Below are 18620 nucleotides of genomic sequence, written 5' to 3'. Positions count from 1 at the left end.
ATACGCACTCTTCGGTAAGGCAAATCAGAAACGCACAGCGAAATTTTTCAGGTTTATTCCCCTCAAAAGTATTCAGCGGCCATGCGTTGCCACGATGGCCAATCATGGCCCGTGTTGTCACCCCACACATCGAGCCTTACAGGGATTCCTTTTTGCCGCATGACTGCTGCGAGTTTTTCATTGTCATCCCAGCACTGATCATGGACGCCGGTCGCCAGAACGTAGACGTTCTTCCGGAAGCGATCCAAATACCAGGGATCGTGCAAATTTGGAACGAAATGAGTGGGGAAGAGCAGATAGACGTCCTGGTCGTAGTACCCGTGCAGAAAGCCTGAGAGATCGAAGGCGCCGCTCATCGACAACATACCGGTGAAGACATCCGGGTGCCGCAGGGCCATGCTGACTGCGTGAAATCCGCCGAAGCTGCAACCGGAAAGCGCCAGTTGAGGAGCATGATTCTTCTGGCGCACCAAGGCCTGCACCTCCTTCAGGATGTATTGTTCATACTGCAGATGCCGCGCGACGCGCCAGCGTGGAGGCGCCCCGCGGTTATACCAGCTTTCGGCGTCGACTGAGTCTACACAGAAGAGCTGCAACTGTCCGTGGTGAATCTTCCGGTGGACGGCTTCCACCATGCCGCGGTCTTCAAACTCGTAGAAGCGGCCCTGGGAGGTGGGGAAGATAATCGCCGGCATGCCTCCATGACCGAAGATCAACAACTCCATCTCGCGTCCTAATGCAGGCGAGAACCATTTGTGATATTCCCGATTCATGAGGGCCCCTCCCCGCTCTGCTAGGCTGAAGCCATCCTAACCCCAGGGTGCGTCCTCAAACTCCTGCCGTCAGCGTTGCGAGCGCAAATTTGTTCATACGAGGCGGAGGCCGAAGGCTGTGGCGGGTCCACAGTCGAGGCTGACAACGAAGTATGGGCGAATTTGCGCCGCAACCCAAGGGCCGGGGCAGATTTTCCCAATCTCTTCGTCACTCGTCGTTCCAGTAGACCAGCTACAGTTCTCTCCTCGCTCCTCGATCTCGTAAAAATCTGCTCCCGGCGCTGACGACACGAGTTTGATGACGCACCCTCGCGCTTTCCCTGTTACCGGGTGTCCCCGAAAGGGGAGTGCAGTGGCGTTTTCATTGCGGAAAACGCCCATGGATGCCGAAGCCCTACACTACACCTGCAGGGAAATGCTCTATCCGGGAGTTTTACTATCGTCGCGCCGTATCCGCCAGAGGACCAGTTCAGAGAAGAGACCGCAGCACTTGATCGCACCCCGCGTCTTCACCGCTACGCTGGCTTTCGCTCCCGTCACCTGCCTGGCGACCGGGAGATCTTCGTGTATCTTCCGCCGCAGTACTTCGAACAGCCGGAACGGCGGTTCGCCACGTTATACCTCCATGACGGTCAGAACCTGATCGATCCGCGGACCTCGCATGTTCCCGGACAGACCTGGCGGGCGCACGACACCGCCGACCGGTTAACCGCCGCCGGCCAGATAGAATCGCTGATCCTGGTCGGAATCTTTCATGCCGGAGTTCGCCGCATTACCGAGTACACCCCCTCCTCCGATCCCCAATTAGGTGGCGGAGAGGGGGAAAATTACGCACGCTTTCTCGTGGAGGAGCTAAAGCCCTTCGTCGATAGCCGGTACCGAACACTTCCTGGAACGGAACACACCGGGCTCGGCGGATCCTCGCTTGGAGGTCTTATCTCGCTCTGGACGGGGTTCCATTTCCCCGGTATCTTTGGCCGCCTGGCCGTGTTGTCTCCCTCGTTGTGGTGGACCCGCCGCAGCATCTTCGACGACGTGGAGAGGCTCAACCCTGAGCCTAAGCCGCGCATCTGGTTGGACATAGGCCTGCTCGAGGGCGGGCGCCACGTTCGCAATGCCGCAGCCATGGCCGCCTTGCTCCGCCGCAAGGGTTGGGATGGAAAGCACCTGCGATATGTGGAGGAACCGGCCGGTACCCATTCGGAGGAGGCCTGGGCCGCCCGCCTGGGCGATGTGCTGCGCTTTCTCTTTCCCGCCTGATCCCATTGCATCGCGGAGGCCAGTTGCGCGATACTTAGATGTTGGGAAATGACGGGCTGCGGCCCTGTAGCTCCCGCGTGGGCCCGCGACCGGCACAGCCGGCCTGCCCAAATCAAGAAGAGAGATTGAGGATTTCCTGTGCTGATGATTCGTCTCGCGCGTTTTGGTGCGCGCAAGCAGCCCTACTACCGCGTTGTTGTGATCGAGAAGGACCGCGCCCGCAACGGCCGTTCCGTGGAAGTGGTAGGCACATATAACCCCCGTACCAATCCCGCCTCCGTCAATCTCAACCGCGAGCGCATTGAGTACTGGACCAGCAAGGGCGCGCAGATGTCTGAGATCGTCGCGAAGCTCTTTGCGAAGACCCCCGTTGCTGCTTAGGTTACCTTTTGCCGGTGGCCTAAGTAACGAGGTTTCCGGTGCCTAAAAGCAAAACATTCGCACCATTTCGCTTGTTCGTTTGGCGGCCTGCTCACGTAAACTTCTCCCAACAGTTCCCTTCCAGACGGAAGTGATCTGGCAACAGCGGGCTGGCCGTGTATTAACCACTCGGCTGGTTCGTATCGCTGCCGGGACTCTGCAAGTAGCAGTGTGCTCGAAAGATCCCAAAAGAGGGACAAGAGTCGCTGTGAAGAGTTCAGGAGGCGTTTTACTCCCAAGAGGTGTGTGTGATGAGTCAGGCTGTGCAATCGGAGCCTACAGGCCCAGTAGAAAATATGCGTAACCTTGTTCTGGAAATCGCCCGCGCGTTGGTCGATAAGCCAGATGAGGTAGTTGTCGATACCTTGGAAGACGACGGAGCAACAGTACTCCAGCTCCGAGTCGCGGTTGGAGACGTTGGTAAAGTGATCGGCAAACAGGGACGGACGGCAAGATCGTTGCGTACCATCCTCGGTGCCGCCAGCATGAAACTCCAGCATCGGTTCGCACTGGATATCGTCGAGGAAGATGAGGATGAAGGCGACGTGGAATAATCCACAAGCTCAAATCCTGTTCCAATAACAGGAAGCGGCGTGCGTGTGCGCACGCCGCTTTTTCGTCCCAATCTGCGATTTCTGGCATGCCTTCCTTCCGCGGTGCTGACAGTTGTCAGCGCTTATAGATCAGTCCGTTCTTCATAACGAAGGCGACCCGGGTCAACGCGGAGATATCGTCCAACGGATTGCCTGGTACGGCGATAACGTCGGCCCATGCTCCCGGCCGAAGTGTGCCTATGCGGCCCTCCCAGCCCAGGAGCCGGGCGCCGTGGAGATAGTCTGCCTGCAATACATCGGCGGGCTTCATCCCATACTCGGCCATCAGGACCATCTCGCGGGCTTGCGTGCCATGGGGGAACGGGCCGACGTCTGAACCGACGGCGAAGGGAACTCCTGCCGCCATCTGCTTCTTGAACTCCGCGATATGGAACTGGTTCACGGCATGGCGGCTGGCGGCTGCCGCCGGAGTTGCCGCATGCTGCTCGAAGTATTCGCCGATGGCGAAGGTCGGCACGGCGTAGATCTGTTTTTCGCGCATCAGCCGCATGGTCTCCGGCGAGAGCTGGTCGGCGTGGTCAATAGAGACGACTCCAGCGCGTACGGCAAACAGTGCCGCCGGATCGGTGGTGCAGTGCACACCGACGGTCGCTCCCTGACGGCGTGCCTCATCGACTGCGGCTTTGAGCTGATCCTCCGTGTACTGGTAGGGAGAGGAGAAGACACCGTCGCGCAGCCGGTCGCTTCCCGTGGCGTAGATCTTAATGAAATCCGCGCCTTCTTTGAGCTGCTGGCGGATCACCCGCACCAGGTCATCCGCGGTGTCGGCATAGGTCGCGTTTGAGGGAAGATGCAGCTCCGGGTTGTAGTGGATCGCGTCTTCATGACCACCGGTGATGGAGATGGCGTTGCCGGACACCCGCATGCGCGGCCCCGGAATCAGGCCGCTGTTGATGGCATTGCGGACCGCGGAGTCGGCTGAACCTGCGCCCTCGGTTCCCATATCTCGTTCCGCGGTGAAGCCGGCAAGCAGGTCTTGTTTCGCTGCCTCAGCGGCTAGAAGGGTGCGCTGAGGCACGGACTCCTCGAAGGTCTGTGCATCTTCAGCGCCGGGATGCAGAAACAGATGCGTATGCGCATCGATAAGGCCGGGCATCAGCGTCCGGTCGCCGAGATCGACTGTCTCCGCCCCCGCCGGACGCTCGACACGGACGCCAGAGGCGGCGATGTGATCGCCTTCGATGAGGATCTCCCCCGGAGTAAGGATGCGGCCGGTTTCGGCCTCATACAGCCTGGCCGCATGCAGAACCGTCTGCTTTTGCTGTGCGAGAAGAAGGGAAGAGGAAAGAAGAAGCGTCGCCAGTATCGTCTTCATACGAAGACAGTTTCTGACCGCCTGCGCGTCTTTACCAGAGAAAAGTATCTCAAGTAGTCCATACACTGGGTGCCCCATCCATTGCGAAGCAATGGGTGGAATTATTCGAGCTGGTGCTCGAACCGCTCTTAGTCTTTGCGAGAGATTGAGCGACCCCTCAAGGGTAAATTCGTGCAGGTTTACTTATACCGGTATTCAAATATCGAGCCGGCTTCAATCCCACCCATTGCTTTGCAATGGATGGGCACCCGGTGTATGGGTGATATCCCTAACCTAATGTTTCTGCAACCACTGCCCAAACGTATAGCCGTGATGCATCACCACCAACACGATGGCGACGAGCAAAATGCGCCATGCGAGGCGGCGGGCCTTCTGATGGAAATCAGGACTGAAGTGCATTTGTTTCGAGGATACCACCCGCTCAGCCGGCCTTCTCGGTCAACTCCGCCCAGCGGGCATAGAGCGTTTCCATTTCGGTCTGTGCCGTCTCCAGCTCCGCCAACGTCGCCTGTAACTCGGCGGCGTTTGTGGCCACGGCAGGGTCTTCCAGCTTCGCTTTCAGTGCGACAACCCGTTCGTCCGCCTCTTCCACGCGTTGCTCGATCGTGGCGAACTCCCGGGCTTCCAGGTAGGAAAGCTTTTTCTTCTGCGCGCGGACCTCGATGGCAGGCGTTGTGCTCTCTTCACGGGCAGGGGTGGCGTTGCCGGGCTCCTCTTTTTGGCTCTTCCACTCCTCCCACTGGCTGTAATCGGCAAATTGAGCCGCATCACCCTCGCCGTCCAGACCGAGCACGGTCGTGGAGACGCGGTCGAGCAGATAGCGGTCGTGAGTGACCAGAACCAGGGCTCCAGGAAACTCAAGCAGCGATTCTTCCAGAATCTCGAGTGTTGGAATGTCGAGGTCGTTCGTAGGCTCGTCCAGAAGCAGCAGGTCGGCCGGTTGCAGCATCAGCCGCGCGATCAGCACGCGAGCGCGCTCGCCGCCTGAAAGCCGATCCACGGGCTGGTTGAGCTGCTCGCCGGTGAAGAGAAAGCGGTTGGCCCAGCTCGCAACATGGATCTGGCGGCCATTGAAGGTGACGGAGTCTCCGCCGTCCGGCGTCAGCGCCTGTTTCAGCGTCAGGGAAGAATCGATCTCACGAAGCTGGGAGAAGTAAACCGTGCGCAGAAATTCGGCCCGCTTGATGGCGCCGGAGGTCGGCTGGATTTCGTTCCGCAGCAGACGCAACAGGGTGGTCTTGCCGCTGCCATTAGGGCCGACCAGCCCCACGCGGGTACCGGCGGTGAAGGTGAAGCTCAGATCGCGGAAGATGGTCTTGCCGTCGATCTCGTAGCCGAGATTCTCCAGTTCAATCAGCCGCTTGGTCTTGCGGTCGGAGGCGGTGAAATCAATATCGGTCGTGCGGGTATTGGTGCGCGAGTTTACGTCCGCGAGTTGCCCGATCAGCTCGTTTGCCTTATCGATGCGCGCTTTGCTCTTGGTGGTGCGTGCCTTCGGGCCGCGGCGCAGCCAGTCAATCTCCGTGCGGACGCGGTTCCGAAGCGCCTCCTGCTCCCGCGACTGGGAGGCGAGATAGCTCTGCTTCTCTTCCAGAAAACGCGAGTACGATCCACGGACGCGCAGCAATCCTTCAGCGTAGATGCGGTTCAGCTCGATGATGTCGGTGGCGACGTTTTCCAGGAAGTAGCGATCGTGCGAGATGGTCACGACGGCATAAGGCGCCTGCTGCAGTAGCTCTTCCAGCCACTCGATGCCTTCCAGGTCAAGATGATTCGTCGGTTCGTCCAGCATCAGCACGTCAGGACGCGTGATGGTGGCCTCGGAGATGGCAAGGCGCTTGCGCCAGCCTCCGGATAGGGAAGCGGCCTCCGAATCGAACGATGGGAATCCTGCGCGGCCCACGGTTTCGTGCAGGCGGCCGTCGCGTTCGTCCTCCGGGACGTGAGCCTTGGCGAGGGCATCTTCCAGCACCTGACGAACGGTGCGTCCAGAGGCAAACTCCGAGTCCTGAGCCACATAGGCGACACGGGCGCGCTTGCGGCTTGCAACTTCGCCTGAGTCCGGCTCCTGCTGGCCGCCAAGGATCGAGAGCAATGTCGACTTGCCGGCGCCATTAGGGCCGATCAGGCCGATGCGGTCGCCGTCCGAGATGGTGAGCGAGATATCGCGAAAGAGCGGCGAGGCCCCAAAGGCCTTGCTGATGGTGCGTGCATTCAGAATCGGAGGCATTACTCCTTCAGGATAATTTGCTCTCGCAAAACTCTTCATACTGTACCAGTAATGAAAATACTGTATTTTGATGAATAAGGGCTTTGGAGAGGCGAGACAAAAGCACTGAAGGTGCGTTCTATATCAGCCTGGGCAACGCCCCAGCTTCACTGGTGTGTTGAAGGGAAGGGCTGAAGGCCCGCTCTATAGTCCGGCAACAAAACGAGGGAGAGATGGGCAAAGGGAGCAGTCAATTGGTACGCGATGTAGCTATTCGCGACTATCTCTCAAAAAAAGATTCGATAGATGGCTCCGTTGTCATCGAGGTGGGGGAGTTACAGGAAAAGCTTTTCCAAGAGGGGTTCCCACCGAGCCACGTTCGACAGATATGCGAGGCTCTCAAATCTAAAAAATTACAGCAGGCGCAAGGCGTTTCTGTTCGGGTTCTAGGCGACGACTATCGCGTGACGACACGATACGAATTTCGGTCTGCAAATAAACCGGAGGCCCGGAGCCCAGATGTGACTCCAGCCAAGGACTCTCTTCTTGGATTACGTGGCTCGCTGCGAGGTGCTATTCGTGAAGGAGCCAAAGCATTTCTGGAAGAGCTGCGTAGTGATCGTAAGGAGTCTCAATGAGCCGCATCTACTGGGACTCGATGCTGTTCATCTACCTCTTTCAGGACGACACGCAGTTCGGCGATCGTGTGGCCTATCTGCGCAAACGCTCTCTGGAGCGAGGAGATGAGCTCTGTACCAGCCATCTTGCGCTAGGTGAAATTCTTGCGGGGGCCTATCGCGACAAAGATGAAGAGACAGCCCGAGCGGTTCGCGAAGGAATGCGGGTCGCCGGCATTCGATTGTTGAGCTTCGACGAAAGAGCGGTCGATATCTTTGCAAGAATCCGTGCGGAGCATCGCACATCGGCAGCGGACACAATTCATCTTGCAGCGGCTGCAGTGGAAAAAGTAGATCTTTTCCTGACTGGGGACAAGAGGCTGCAGAAGCTCCATATTCCGGGAATTCAGTTCATCAGCGATTTCACGACTGCGCCGCTTTAGGCTGGTGTCGTCGCACAAAGGTTAAGCGTAGGACATTCCGCCAGTTGCCGAGCACAGCCTCTTCCCCGTATACCTGTCTGGACTCACAAAGTGGAGGCTTACAGGATGGATATGGATCGCCGGTTGTTTCTTCGTTCTTCGGCTATGGCTGCTGCCGGAGCAGTCACCTTGCGTTCCCTGCATGCTCAGGGACCGCGCGTAAAGTCGCCGAATGACACCATCCAGCTTGCGCTGATCGGCGCCGGCATTCAGGGGCAGGGCGACGCGCGCTGGGCCGTACAGGTTCCGGGTGTCAAGCTGGTTGCGGTTGCGGATTGCTATGATGGCCGCTTAGCGCACAGCAAAGAGCTCTGGGGCAGCGATATCTTTACCACGCGCGACTACAAAGAGATTCTTGCTCGTCCCGATGTGGATGCGGTACTGATCGCCACGCCTGACCACTGGCATAAGCAGGCCGCAGTAGATGCCATGAAGGCAGGCAAGGACGTTTATCTCGAAAAGCCGATGATCCACGTCTACGAGGACGGACCTGAGATCGTCCGCACGGCAAAGGAGACCGGCTGCATCCTGCAGGTTGGCAGCCAACGCGTCAGCTCCGTCGTCTATGCCAAGGCCAAGGAGCTCTTGGCCGCGGGCGCTATCGGCAAGCTGAATACCATCAACGCCCGCTGGGACCGCAACTCCTCGATCGGCGCCTGGAACTATACCGTTCCTGTGGATGCCAGCCCGCAGACCTGCGACTGGCCGCGCTTCCTCGGTTCCGCTCCGAAGCATGAGTGGAGTCCGGAGCGCTTCTTCCAGTGGCGCAAGTGGAGCGACTACGGTTCTGGCGTTGCCGGGGATCTGTTTGTCCACCTCTTCAGCGGAACCCACTTCATTACAGGATCGAACGGACCTACACGGGCGATGGCGACCGGCGCGATCCGTTACTGGAACGACGGCCGCGATGCTAACGATGTCCTGCTGGCGCTCTTCGACTATCCCGAGGGCTTCAACCTTAGCCTGCGCGTGAACTTCGTAAACGGCGGAGAAGAGAGCGAAGGCTTCCTGTTTACGGGCGATGAGGGAACGATGGAGATCGCCGGCAACACCGTGACGGTAACCCGTGTTCCGCACGAGAAGGAGCCCGGCTTTACCGTGAGCACTTTCAGCGAAGCGATACAGAAGGAGACGTTCGCGGAGTACCGCAAGAAGTATCCGGTCACCCATCCCGAAGGCGCGCCTCCGCAAACGATCCAGAAGTTCTCTGCGGAAAAGGGTTATGCGGATAACTACGATCACTTCCGGAACTTCTTCAACTCAGTACGAACCCGCAAGCAGCCGGTTGAAGATGCCACCTTTGGCTTCCGCGCGGCAGGCGCGGCTTTGCTGGCGAACCGCAGCGTCGAGAAGGGCTCTATCATTCACTGGGATCCGGTCAAGATGACGCTGGGTTGAGACTTCCAGACGTTTGGGGTGAGACTTCCAGACGTTTTGGGGTGAGACTTCCAGACCGGTGCGTGCGTCTCTGCACGCGCCGGCATTACCCCGGGAGTGTCATCGCTTCGACAGTGTGTCATCCATTCCTGTGCAGGAATTTGATGACATGCCCTAGGCGAAGTTGACTCCGTTCGGGTAGGATTCCGTTCGCAGTCTTGAAGAGGGAAATTTCGGGTCTGTACCTGAGACGACTCATTTTGTAAGCTCTGGAGGCTATCTACCGATGAAGAAGCTGTTTTCGATTCCACTGCACCTTGGCGCCGCTGCCCTCATGCTGGCAGCCCCAATGGCCGTCTCACAGGCTCCGGCCGGTCAGGCCGCCCCTGCGTTTCCGCCAGGCTTCAATCCGCGTGGTTCCGCGCCGTACGACTACACCGACAATACCGGCTTCACACCCCTCTTCGATGGCAGCAGCCTGAAGGGTTGGGACGGTGATACCTCACTCTGGTCAGTCAAGGATGGCGCTATCTACATCCATCCGACCTGCGAGCACCCCACCGGCACGGTGTATCTGGTGTGGCAAGGAGGCGAGCCCGCCGACTTCATCCTGAAGTACGACTTCAAGGGGACAGAACGCGTGAACGGCGGTATGCAGTTCCGCAGCTATCTCACAGAGAAGCCGACAGGAACGGTCTATCCGCCGCGTCAGCGGATGGCTGGTGGGGGAGCTCCTCGTCCTGCGGGGGCTGCTGCAGGCGCCGGCGCTGCCGCCGGTCAGGGAGCAGCTCGTCCGGCTGGGGTGCCTCCGCGTCCGCCGGCATGCGCGAACCCCGGAACTCCGCCAAGCAAGGAGTCGCAGGCCAAGTGGGATCTCTTTGGACCACAGGCCGACTTCGACGCCGGCAACATGTGGTCAGGCATGTTCTATGAGCAGGGTGGCCGCTCCATCATCTCGCCCCCGGGACACGCTATCCTCGCAGAGCCTGGCAAGCCTACCTTCGCGACGGCGACCATTGCGGAAAAGGATCAGCTGAATCAGTGGTTTAAGAAGGATGACTGGAATTCGTTCATGATCATTGCCAAGGGCAATACGACCCAGATCTTCATGAACGGTCACCTCATCACCTCATTCGTCGATCTCGATCCGAAGTACTTCCGCGCCAGCGGTAAGCTCGGTATCGAAGTGGAATCGACTGGCGAATATTGGGTAAGGAATGTGTACCTCAAGGAGCTGAAGTAACCTAAGCTAGCCATCAAGGCGCCAGCATCGCCCCGCCTCGTGCGGGGCGATAGCATTTTCCCTGCAGGTGTAGTGTAGGGCTTCCGGATCTATGGGCGTTTTCCGCAATGAAAACGCCGCTTCACGCCCCTTCCGGAATACCCGGCAACAGGGAAAATGCTCAAGCGTCTGCGGGGAGAAGAGATCGAATGCTGGCCGGCTGGCGGGAACGCTTCAACGCGGGGTTTACCTCGGAAAAATACAGCCGGTTGCAGCGGTTGATGGACGAGCGCACACGCGCCAGCGTCCAGTTCCGCATGGCGGAGACGCCATGCTTCTTCGCCCGCGAGACACTCGACGAGATGGTGCAGGCGGGGGAGGAGCTTACCCTGCAACTGACGGAAAACCCTGAGTACATGCGGGACTCTGCCGCAACCGTGCCGGAGCGCTACCGTGTGTCTCAGGAGAGCGGTCAACCTCTCTTCCTGGCCATCGATTTCGGTCTGGTTCGCGAGCCGGGCGGCACACTGCGGCCGCGCCTGGTTGAGATGCAGGCCTTTCCGTCCATCTTCGGTTATCAGGCAGTCCTATCCAGCGCCTATGCGGAGGTCTTCGGAATCGACGACTGTTCCTGGTTTTTGGGAGGCCTGGACGAGGCTGGCTACTGGAAGCTGCTGCGGCAAGAGATTGTCGGCTCTCATGATCCGGAAGAAGTGGTTCTGGCCGACGTGACTCCCACGGAGCAGAAGACATTGCCGGACTTCCACGTGCATGCGGACCGTCTGGGCATCCGGATCGTGGACGTAACCGCGCTGAAGCGGCGTGGCCGGGGCCTGGTGTATGAATCCGATGGCCGTGAGATTCCCGTCAAACGGATCTACAACCGGGCAATCGTCGATGAGATGGAACGGAAGGGAATCGTCCCGGGCTTCGACTACCGGGAGGAACTTGAGGTCGAGTGGGCCGGCCATCCGAACTGGTATTTCCGCATCAGCAAGTTCTCGCTTCCATATCTGCGCCATCGAATGGTTCCCGCCGCGGTATTTTTGGATGACTGGATGGCGGGCAAAGATCGCGACCGGCTTCCTGAAAAACGCGAGCAATGGATTCTGAAACCGTTGTATTCCTTTGCAGGAAAAGGAATTACGTTTTCCCCACAAGAGACCGTGTTGCGCTCGATCCCGGAAGGGGATCGACGGAATTACCTGTTGCAGGAGCGGGTTCAGTTTGAGCCGGTCATTCAGACACCTGAGGGAGCAACCCAGGTTGAGGTGCGGATTCTTTATCTCTGGCCGGAGGGAAAACGGATGCAGCCGATGATCAGTCTCGCCAGGATGGGACGCGGACTCATGATGGGAGTCGACCATAACCAGGATAAAACCTGGGTCGGCGGTTCCGCCGGCTTCTTCCCGAAACGGTAACTTCTTGTTTCAAAATTGAGGTAGCGGGTATTTGTAAATGAGTTACACTGGGGTCCACCGTGGTAACCATGAAGAGGGTAAGAGGTTACAAGGGCCCCAATTCCGCGGGAGAAATCGTATGTCCTATCTGCCTCCCAGCTTCGCTCTGACGAAAGACCCTGTACGCACTGCCGTGCGATTTCCCCTACGGCTGCAAGTGAGTCTGCAGACCCCCGAAGGCATCCTCGAGGCGATGACAGAGAACGTTTCTGCCAGCGGCCTGTTGTTGGTAGCGAGAAAGCTGCCTGGAGTAGACACAAAGGTGGAATTTACGATGGCCATGCCGTCCGCCATTATGGGTACGGCTACGGATGTCAAGGTGCATTGTGTGGGCAGGGTTGTACGTCATCAGCAGTCTGAAACAGAACAAAAAGCGGCTGTGGTGATCGATGAGTATTCTCTTGAGGCTAGCTGAGTATGAGTGGGAACGAACCGATCCAGGACGTGGATGTAACTGAAGGACAAACCGGTGCAGGTAGCGCCATTCGTGTGATTCTGGCCGACTCTCAGGCCATCTATCGTGTGGGGATGCGAAAGATCTTTGCCGTTGAAGACGATATCCGTGTCGTCGCTCAGGCAGAGAATCTTCCCAATCTCTATCAGGCTCTGCAGCGCTATCCGACCGATGTGGTGTTGCTTGAAGGGCAGATGATCGCCGGCACCATCGACGCTATTCCCGAGCTGGTCAAGCGAGCTCCGGACGCCAAGATCATTGTCCAGGTGGTGGAGACTGATGAGGCGAATACCGTGGAACTGTATCGCCGCGGCGTGCGCGGTGTCGTGGCACGATCCATCTCCCCCGATCTGCTCGTGAAGTGCGTCCGCAAGATTGCGGCCGGTGAGACCTGGATCGACAATCAGTCGATCAACTGGGTCATCGAGGCCTATCGCGCACAGGCGACGACTCTCACCAACCCGAAGGTGCAGCCACGCCTGTCGCCCAAGGAGATTTCGATCATCTCCTGCATCACGCGCGGTATGCGTAACAAGGAGATCGCCTTCCAGCTAGGCACTACCGAACAGGTGATCAAGAACTACCTGCGTAAGATCTACGACAAGCTGGGCGTAAGCGATCGCCTGGAGTTGGCTCTCTATTGCCTGCATCATCAGTTGCTCAAGCGCTACATGCAGGACACGGAAAACGGTGGCGCCTCCGGCCCGGCCAATACCACCGAGATTTCACTGCCGAATTAACAGCTTTTCTACTGAATCAAAGAGAGAAGGGCGTGGCCACTGGCCACGCCCTCTCTTTCTTGCATGCGTAATGGTTTAGGTCTCGGGATAGAGCAGTTCCGTGAACCGCGGATCGTCGGCCATGTCCTGAAAGTCGGAGTCAGAACGTGCCTGGATACGGCGCTGCGGATTCATGCTGATAGCCGCGGTCAGGTGCTCCAGACAGGCGGTAAAGTCTCCTGTCATCGACGACAGCACTGCCAGACCGTAGAGAGCGAAGTCGCTCTGCGGGTTCTTCTTTAGAATTTCATCGAAGTGTTCGCGTGCGTCGGCATAGTTGCCGTCGTTCAACAGAACAACGGCATAGTCGCAGCGCTCTTCTTCTGACGCAAACTTGGCGGCGACCTTCTCTGTCTGCTTGGCACAGGCGGTACGGAAGGTGCGGATGCGATCTGCGAGTTCGAAGGGCGCATCGGGAAGGAGCTTTTCAAAAGCGGCGAGAGCCTTATCGAACTTACCGGACTGCATCAACTGGACGGCAGCAGAGAACTGTTCGAGGGCCTGCTGGCGAGCAGCATCGGGGGCGGGCTGGGCAGCGATGGTGCGAGGCATGCGACGTATATTATTTGCTGTTTTGGCTTTGGTCGTGGCCATGGTTGCGGTTCCAGTTGATTCAGACGCGGAGTTAAGAGCAAGGGGTAGCGTCTAAAAGGGTCGTTGGTGATTTATACGCAGGATACGCGCACAGGTCAAGAAACGCCAAACTTGTCACGAGACGCTTCTGCGGGCATAGAGCACAGGATTCAGTGTCGGATCGTTGTACATCTTCAACTGCCGGTAGAGTTTGAAGCGGCGTCTACCGGTTGTGATATCGCTCCAAAGAGCATCCAGGCAGCCCGCGAGATCGTTGCGTTGTTCCGTGAGCATCGCCAGGCGGGCCTGGTTCCTGGAGCGATGCTCTTCGGTAATGTCGGTGCGGTCAATCTGCTCCTGAGTATGGAAGATCTTGAGCGCAAGGATAGAGAGCCGGTCAAGGATCAGCCCCGGCGTCTCTGAGTGCAGCGCCGCGTCCGCGTTGGGTAACGAGAGTGGCGCCAGCGCAGCAAGTAGTGCGCGGTCGAGCTGTTCGACAACATCGTTGCGGCGCTGGTTCAAAATGTCGATTGCTCGTTTGGTAATCGCAATCTGATCAGAACTGGCGTTGGGATCACGGGCCCTGTCTTCCTCGTGCCACAGGTCAAAGTTGGCTCGATGGAGCTGACTGAGCAGGCCGTCGAAAGGGTCCGCCGGCGTGGTGCGCGAAGGCTCGGGCAGATGCCAGTTTTTGGTCTGAAGATCCTGGGCCGCGGTGATGGCGAACGCATCGAGTAACAGAACAGACATGCTAAGCGGATATTCTATGTGTAATGACTCCAAATTTCGATGCAAAGCGAGTGCTGGTCTATCGTCTGGGAAGTCTTGGGGATACGCTCATTGTTCTTCCTTGCCTGCGTCTTATCGCGCGGGCATTTCCAAACGCTGAGCGGCGCATGTTGACGAATTGGCCTATAAGCAGCAAGGCTCCTGCGGCAGCGGCGGTTCTGGGCTCCACGGGGCTGATTCATGGATACATGCACTATCAGGTAGGAACACGAAGTCCTCTTGCGTTGGCGAAGCTGGCCTGGGAGATACGACGGTTCAAGCCCGATGTCTTTGTCTATCTTGCAGCCGGCCGTGGTCTCGCCAACGCGAAGCGCGATGCCGCGTTCTTTCGTCTAGCCGGGGTGAAGAAGTTTGTGGGCCTTCCCTTGACCGAAGACATGCAGCAGAATCGTCTGGACGAAAATGGCATCTACGAGCCGGAGGCGGCTAAACATGCGAGGAATATCGCCGAGTTGGGCGATGCGCATCTGGACGATGCCGCAAGCTGGGATCTGGAGCTTGTGCCTGCGGAAAAGGACAAGACTGCGGCTCTGCTGCAGCCTTTGGGCGAGCGTCCGGTTATCGCTGCCAGCGTTGGCACCAAGATGCAGGCAAAGGACTGGGGCGTAGAGAACTGGCGCGGTCTGCTGGCGCAGATAGGCGCGGCTTATCCGGAGTTCGGTCTGGCTCTTGTAGGAGCTCCAGAAGAAAGTGCAGTCAGTGAAGCGGCAGCCGATGGATGGCGCGCAGCTGGCGGAGGTCCGGTGGTGAATCTCTGCGGCAAGCTAACCCCACGTGAGAGCGCCGCGGCACTTGCTCATGCCAGGTTGTTTGTCGGCCACGACTCGGGTCCAATGCATCTTGCAGCAGCGGTGCAAACACCATGTGTGGCGATCTTCGCCGCTCGCAATAAGCCGGCAGTCTGGTTCCCCTATGGCCCGGGACACAGGGTGATATATCACAAGGTTGACTGCTATGGATGCAATCTGGAGACCTGCATTGTCCAGAAAAGGAAGTGCCTGATGTCAATCACTGTAGACGAGGTGATGCACGAGGTGCGTGCTGCTCTGTCAACAGTGGCGAAATGATGGATTGTGACCGGGATGCGATGATGATGAGGAGAAGGAGAGACGATGCTTCCGCAGGTTCATGAGGTGCTCGGGTTGCTGGAGGGCGGTTTTTCCGACCTCCGGGTTCTGGTTGTGGGCGACATCATGCTCGATCGTTACATTCATGGCGAGGTGGAGCGCATCTCGCCCGAAGCTCCCGTACCGGTGTTGCGCCATGCACAGCGGTATGAACGGGCCGGCGGCGCCGCAAATGTGGCGATGAACCTTGCCGGACTAGGCCTACACGCCACGCTTGCAGGATTCTGGGGCGCCGACCGTGAAAAGGAAGAACTGGCTGCGTTGCTCGATCAGGAGGGCGTGAACTATGGCCCGGTCATCACAGGCAGCCTGCCTACCATCTCGAAGACCCGTATCGTGGCGCGCACCCAGCAGATGTTGCGGCTCGATATCGAAAGCCAGAAGAAGCCCTCCCCTGAGGAACTGCAGCGCCTGATTGACACCTCTGTTGCAGCAGTCGCGCATGCGGACGCTGTCATCCTCAGTGACTACGCCAAAGGCGCGCTTTCCGAGCAATTGTGCAAGGCTGTGATCCGCGCCGCACGCGACCGCGCGATTCCAGTGCTTGTGGATCCGAAGACACGTGACCTGGGCAAGTACTCCGGAGCAACGACCGTCTGCCCAAACTTGAATGAGCTGTCGCAGGCAACGGGAGTTCCTTCCAATGAGGTGGACGCCCTGTTGCATGCCGCGGAGAAGCAGGTGGTGGAGCACGAGTTCGAATACCTGACGGTCACGATGAGCGAGAAAGGAATCCGGATCGTACGGCCTGGATACACCTATCACTCGCCGGCCCGGGCACGTGAGGTCTTCGATGTCTCCGGTGCGGGAGATACAGTCATTGCCACACTTGCGGCCAGCCTGGCTGGTGGTCTGAAGGTTGAGACGGCGATCGAGCTGGCGAATCTGGCTGCCGGCATTGTTATCGCCAAGGTTGGCACTGTGCCCATCACTTCCGGCGAACTGGTTGAGCTGCTGACGCCGAGCCAGAACCTGCGGTCGGATGAACGTGTGCTCGATCGGGACCGCGTGAAGCGCCGTGTCGAGGAGTGGCGTTCCGCCGGCGAAACCATCGTCTTCACCAACGGATGTTTTGACCTGTTGCACGTTGGACACATCACGCTGCTCGAGGACTGCCGGCGGTTCGGCAGCAAGCTCGTCGTAGGTCTGAATACCGATGCCAGCGTGCAGCGCCTGAAGGGGCCAACGCGTCCGGTCGTGGGAGAGCAGGAACGCGCTCGCGTGATGGCGGCGCTGGCCGCGGTCGATGCCGTTGTGTTGTTTGATGAAGACACGCCTCTGGAACTGATCCGTGAATTGAAGCCGAGCGTTCTGGTGAAAGGTGGCGACTACACCATCGAGACGGTTGTGGGCCATGAAGATGTCATTGCAGCGGGAGGCCGTGTCGAGATCGTGCCAACCGTAGCCGGGTTCTCAACGACCAACATCGTAAAGAAGCTTACGGGCGTCTGCTGAACTCCGCCCTGCAGCTCTAATGGTGACCGGCAAGAGGAATGCTATGAGCGACGGCAGAGAGACGATTCTGTGCATCAGCAGCTATGAGAAGGGCAAGGCGTTTCTCAGCGAGGCCGCGAGGCTCGGCTGCAACGTCTTGCTATTGACGGTCGAAAAGCTGAAGGACGCCTCGTGGCCGCGCGAGGCCCTGGCCGACGTGATGACGATGCCCGAGGGGCTTACCCCGGAACAGGTGCTGAATACGGTGACCTATCGGGCAAGGCACCAGCGCATTGATCGCATTGTCGCGCTGGACGAGTTCGACCTCGAAGCGGCTGCGCTGATCCGGGAGCATATGCGTCTGCCGGGAATGGGGCAGTCGACTACACGCTTCTTTCGCGACAAGCTGGCGATGCGGCAGCGTGCTCAGAGAGCAGGTGTGCTTGTACCGGAGTTTACGCCGGTTCTGAACTACGAGGATCTGCGGGAGTTTATGCAGAGCGTTCCGGGACCCTGGCTGCTGAAGCCGCGTTCCAGCGCCTCTGCGATTGGGATTCAGAAGATTCATCAGGCGCAGCATCTTTGGCCGTTGCTGGATGAGCTTGGCGATAAGCAGAGCCACTATCTCCTGGAACGATTTGTTCCGGGCGAGGTCTTCCATGTGGATGGCGTGACCTGGAAGCACCGCATCCTTTTCAATGCTGTACATCAGTACGGTGCTCCGCCGATGAAGGTGATGCATGAAGGCGGCGTGTTCACCACACGCGCTATCCACCGCGATAGTCTGGACGCCCGTATGCTGATCGAGGCTCACGGAACCCTTATACCTGCGTTGGGGATGGTGAGCGGCGTGACCCATACCGAGTTCATCAAGGCAGACGAGGATGGCGAGTTTTACTTCCTGGAATCGGCCGCCCGCGTTGGCGGAGCATATATCGCGGATGTCATCGAGCACTCTACCGGGATCAATCTGTGGCGAGAATGGGCGAAGATCGAGGTCGCATCGATGTCCGGAAATGAGTATGACCTGCCTCGCCTCAAGAGCCTCTATGCCGGCAGCGTGCTATGCCTGGCAAAGATGGCGGAGCCGGATCTCTCGCCGTTCGATGCACCGGAGGTGGTTGAGACGCTGAAGCGCCATCATCACGCCGGGCTGATCGTGGCCTCTGAGAGCGCGGAGCGGGTGAACACACTGCTGCAGCAATATGCGGCGGAGTTCCTGGAACGTTTCTGCGCTACCGCACCAGTCCCTGACAGACCGGTAGGCTAGAGTTCGTTTGTCATTTCGGAGCGTTCGGGTCCCCGGACAGCGTTGCTGGCTGGGGTGAAGCCGTAGCGGAGAATCTGCTTCTCTACCGATGTTCTTGTGCGACTCGGCATAGCGCGATACATTCCTTCCCGGCTCACCGAAGGGTAGAAAGATGGCCTCCCATCCCAGACAGATCCGTGCCCGGCAGGTAACGTTCAGGATTCGTGCCCAGATGGGTACTACTGTGCGGTTCAGGCCGCCCACGGAGTGGGTAGAATCGCCTGAGTCGAGAAGAAAAGCGAAGGAAGAGTGGTGAGAGCGCTGGGGCTCGAACCCAGGACCAGCGCCTTAAAAGGGCGATGCTCTACCAACTGAGCTACGCTCTCGCACTTTCTTCAAGGTAGCACAAATGAGGCATGTTCAGGGTGACCCAGCCCTATGGAAAGACTCTTTCCATGAGGCTCAA

At 58.5% G+C, this 18620-nt stretch carries 18 protein-coding genes and 1 tRNA gene; 13 read left to right on the top strand and 6 right to left on the bottom strand.

Annotated elements, in window-relative coordinates:
* Nucleotides 1-62: 62 nt before the first annotated feature.
* Complete coding sequence (locus OHL21_RS11695) at nucleotides 63-773, bottom strand: esterase family protein (protein WP_263417451.1); 711 nt, start codon at nucleotides 771-773, stop codon at nucleotides 63-65.
* 438 nt (nucleotides 774-1211) lie between these two features.
* Here OHL21_RS11695 and OHL21_RS11690 point away from each other — a divergent pair, with 438 nt between their 5' ends.
* The 3 genes from OHL21_RS11690 to OHL21_RS11680 all read left to right on the top strand — a co-directional run bounded on the left by OHL21_RS11690 (nucleotide 1212) and on the right by OHL21_RS11680 (nucleotide 3007).
* On the top strand, nucleotides 1212-2033 hold the full coding sequence (locus tag OHL21_RS11690; protein WP_399258229.1) for an alpha/beta hydrolase: 822 nt from the start codon (nucleotides 1212-1214) through the stop codon (nucleotides 2031-2033).
* Between the two features lie 144 nt (nucleotides 2034-2177).
* Nucleotides 2178-2414 (top strand): 30S ribosomal protein S16, encoded by a 237-nt coding sequence (gene rpsP / locus OHL21_RS11685; RefSeq protein WP_263417449.1) that lies wholly within the window; start codon nucleotides 2178-2180, stop codon nucleotides 2412-2414.
* Between the two features lie 335 nt (nucleotides 2415-2749).
* The gene (locus OHL21_RS11680; RefSeq protein ID WP_263417448.1) at nucleotides 2750-3007 is read left to right on the top strand and encodes a KH domain-containing protein; all 258 of its coding nucleotides are present in this window, start codon (nucleotides 2750-2752) and stop codon (nucleotides 3005-3007) included.
* A 115-nt stretch (nucleotides 3008-3122) separates the two neighbouring features.
* Here OHL21_RS11680 and OHL21_RS11675 read toward each other — a convergent pair whose 3' ends face one another.
* Nucleotides 3123-4382: a metal-dependent hydrolase family protein gene (locus OHL21_RS11675; protein ID WP_263417447.1), complete on the bottom strand. Its 1260-nt coding sequence runs from the start codon at nucleotides 4380-4382 to the stop codon at nucleotides 3123-3125.
* Nucleotides 4383-4803: 421 nt separating this feature from the next.
* On the bottom strand, nucleotides 4804-6612 hold the full coding sequence (locus tag OHL21_RS11670; RefSeq protein ID WP_263417446.1) for an ABC-F family ATP-binding cassette domain-containing protein: 1809 nt from the start codon (nucleotides 6610-6612) through the stop codon (nucleotides 4804-4806).
* A 212-nt stretch (nucleotides 6613-6824) separates the two neighbouring features.
* Between OHL21_RS11670 and OHL21_RS11665 the strand changes: the two genes are divergently transcribed.
* From OHL21_RS11665 to OHL21_RS11635, 7 genes are all read left to right on the top strand, one after another.
* Nucleotides 6825-7229 carry a hypothetical protein gene (locus tag OHL21_RS11665; protein ID WP_263417445.1) on the top strand — a complete coding sequence of 135 codons (405 nt, stop codon included), beginning with the start codon at nucleotides 6825-6827 and terminating at the stop codon, nucleotides 7227-7229.
* Nucleotides 7226-7651 (top strand): type II toxin-antitoxin system VapC family toxin, encoded by a 426-nt coding sequence (locus tag OHL21_RS11660; protein ID WP_263417444.1) that lies wholly within the window; start codon nucleotides 7226-7228, stop codon nucleotides 7649-7651. The genes OHL21_RS11665 and OHL21_RS11660 overlap by 4 nt, the downstream gene beginning before the upstream one ends.
* A 111-nt stretch (nucleotides 7652-7762) precedes the next feature.
* The gene (locus tag OHL21_RS11655; protein ID WP_263417443.1) at nucleotides 7763-9088 is read left to right on the top strand and encodes a Gfo/Idh/MocA family protein; all 1326 of its coding nucleotides are present in this window, start codon (nucleotides 7763-7765) and stop codon (nucleotides 9086-9088) included.
* A 265-nt stretch (nucleotides 9089-9353) separates the two neighbouring features.
* A complete protein-coding gene (locus tag OHL21_RS11650; RefSeq protein ID WP_263417442.1) occupies nucleotides 9354-10310 on the top strand; it encodes a 3-keto-disaccharide hydrolase in 957 nt (318 codons plus the stop codon).
* A 188-nt stretch (nucleotides 10311-10498) separates the two neighbouring features.
* Nucleotides 10499-11710, top strand: coding sequence for a hypothetical protein (locus tag OHL21_RS11645; RefSeq protein ID WP_263417441.1), 1212 nt, complete (start codon nucleotides 10499-10501; stop codon nucleotides 11708-11710).
* Between the two features lie 118 nt (nucleotides 11711-11828).
* Nucleotides 11829-12164, top strand: a complete 336-nt coding sequence (locus OHL21_RS11640) for a PilZ domain-containing protein (RefSeq protein ID WP_263417440.1) — start codon at nucleotides 11829-11831, stop codon at nucleotides 12162-12164.
* A gap of 2 nt (nucleotides 12165-12166) precedes the next feature.
* Nucleotides 12167-12943, top strand: coding sequence for a response regulator transcription factor (locus tag OHL21_RS11635; RefSeq protein ID WP_263417439.1), 777 nt, complete (start codon nucleotides 12167-12169; stop codon nucleotides 12941-12943).
* Between the two features lie 75 nt (nucleotides 12944-13018).
* On the opposite strand, the gene OHL21_RS11630 is transcribed toward OHL21_RS11635, so the two are convergent.
* Nucleotides 13019-13576, bottom strand: a complete 558-nt coding sequence (locus tag OHL21_RS11630) for a TPR end-of-group domain-containing protein (RefSeq protein WP_263417438.1) — start codon at nucleotides 13574-13576, stop codon at nucleotides 13019-13021.
* Between the two features lie 114 nt (nucleotides 13577-13690).
* On the bottom strand, nucleotides 13691-14305 hold the full coding sequence (locus OHL21_RS11625; RefSeq protein WP_263417437.1) for a DUF4254 domain-containing protein: 615 nt from the start codon (nucleotides 14303-14305) through the stop codon (nucleotides 13691-13693).
* A gap of 23 nt (nucleotides 14306-14328) precedes the next feature.
* Here OHL21_RS11625 and OHL21_RS11620 point away from each other — a divergent pair, with 23 nt between their 5' ends.
* From OHL21_RS11620 to OHL21_RS11610, 3 genes are read left to right on the top strand one after another with little or no spacing between them, the layout of a single operon-like run.
* Entirely contained in the window at nucleotides 14329-15411 is a 1083-nt protein-coding gene (locus OHL21_RS11620) for a glycosyltransferase family 9 protein (RefSeq protein ID WP_263417436.1), read from the top strand.
* Between the two features lie 45 nt (nucleotides 15412-15456).
* On the top strand, nucleotides 15457-16926 hold the full coding sequence (hldE, locus tag OHL21_RS11615) for a bifunctional D-glycero-beta-D-manno-heptose-7-phosphate kinase/D-glycero-beta-D-manno-heptose 1-phosphate adenylyltransferase HldE (RefSeq protein ID WP_263417435.1): 1470 nt from the start codon (nucleotides 15457-15459) through the stop codon (nucleotides 16924-16926).
* Between the two features lie 43 nt (nucleotides 16927-16969).
* Nucleotides 16970-18175, top strand: coding sequence for an ATP-grasp domain-containing protein (locus tag OHL21_RS11610; protein WP_263417434.1), 1206 nt, complete (start codon nucleotides 16970-16972; stop codon nucleotides 18173-18175).
* 289 nt (nucleotides 18176-18464) lie between these two features.
* Here OHL21_RS11610 and OHL21_RS11605 read toward each other — a convergent pair.
* Nucleotides 18465-18540: transfer RNA gene (locus tag OHL21_RS11605), tRNA-Lys, on the bottom strand.
* Nucleotides 18541-18620: the final 80 nt, after the last annotated feature.

The sequence above is a fragment of the Terriglobus albidus genome (genome assembly GCF_025685425.1).
Taxonomy (GTDB): domain Bacteria; phylum Acidobacteriota; class Terriglobia; order Terriglobales; family Acidobacteriaceae; genus Terriglobus; species Terriglobus albidus.
The sequence above is the reverse complement of the archived record's forward strand: the minus strand, read 5'-3'. Positions and strand labels throughout refer to the sequence as shown.

Bases quoted from the DNA above. Each gene is read 5' to 3' on its own strand.
- OHL21_RS11695 (WP_263417451.1), bottom strand. From the start codon at position 773: ATGAATCGGGAATATCACAAATGGTTCTCGCCTGCATTAGGACGCGAG.
- rpsP (WP_263417449.1), top strand. From the start codon at position 2,178: ATGATTCGTCTCGCGCGTTTTGGTGCGCGCAAGCAGCCCTACTACCGC.
- OHL21_RS11680 (WP_263417448.1), top strand. From the start codon at position 2,750: ATGCGTAACCTTGTTCTGGAAATCGCCCGCGCGTTGGTCGATAAGCCA.
- OHL21_RS11675 (WP_263417447.1), bottom strand. From the start codon at position 4,382: ATGAAGACGATACTGGCGACGCTTCTTCTTTCCTCTTCCCTTCTTCTC.
- OHL21_RS11670 (WP_263417446.1), bottom strand. From the start codon at position 6,612: ATGCCTCCGATTCTGAATGCACGCACCATCAGCAAGGCCTTTGGGGCC.
- OHL21_RS11665 (WP_263417445.1), top strand. From the start codon at position 6,825: ATGGGCAAAGGGAGCAGTCAATTGGTACGCGATGTAGCTATTCGCGAC.
- OHL21_RS11660 (WP_263417444.1), top strand. From the start codon at position 7,226: ATGAGCCGCATCTACTGGGACTCGATGCTGTTCATCTACCTCTTTCAG.
- OHL21_RS11655 (WP_263417443.1), top strand. From the start codon at position 7,763: ATGGATCGCCGGTTGTTTCTTCGTTCTTCGGCTATGGCTGCTGCCGGA.
- OHL21_RS11650 (WP_263417442.1), top strand. From the start codon at position 9,354: ATGAAGAAGCTGTTTTCGATTCCACTGCACCTTGGCGCCGCTGCCCTC.
- OHL21_RS11645 (WP_263417441.1), top strand. From the start codon at position 10,499: ATGCTGGCCGGCTGGCGGGAACGCTTCAACGCGGGGTTTACCTCGGAA.
- OHL21_RS11640 (WP_263417440.1), top strand. From the start codon at position 11,829: ATGTCCTATCTGCCTCCCAGCTTCGCTCTGACGAAAGACCCTGTACGC.
- OHL21_RS11635 (WP_263417439.1), top strand. From the start codon at position 12,167: ATGAGTGGGAACGAACCGATCCAGGACGTGGATGTAACTGAAGGACAA.
- OHL21_RS11630 (WP_263417438.1), bottom strand. From the start codon at position 13,576: ATGGCCACGACCAAAGCCAAAACAGCAAATAATATACGTCGCATGCCT.
- OHL21_RS11625 (WP_263417437.1), bottom strand. From the start codon at position 14,305: ATGTCTGTTCTGTTACTCGATGCGTTCGCCATCACCGCGGCCCAGGAT.
- OHL21_RS11620 (WP_263417436.1), top strand. From the start codon at position 14,329: ATGACTCCAAATTTCGATGCAAAGCGAGTGCTGGTCTATCGTCTGGGA.
- hldE (WP_263417435.1), top strand. From the start codon at position 15,457: ATGCTTCCGCAGGTTCATGAGGTGCTCGGGTTGCTGGAGGGCGGTTTT.
- OHL21_RS11610 (WP_263417434.1), top strand. From the start codon at position 16,970: ATGAGCGACGGCAGAGAGACGATTCTGTGCATCAGCAGCTATGAGAAG.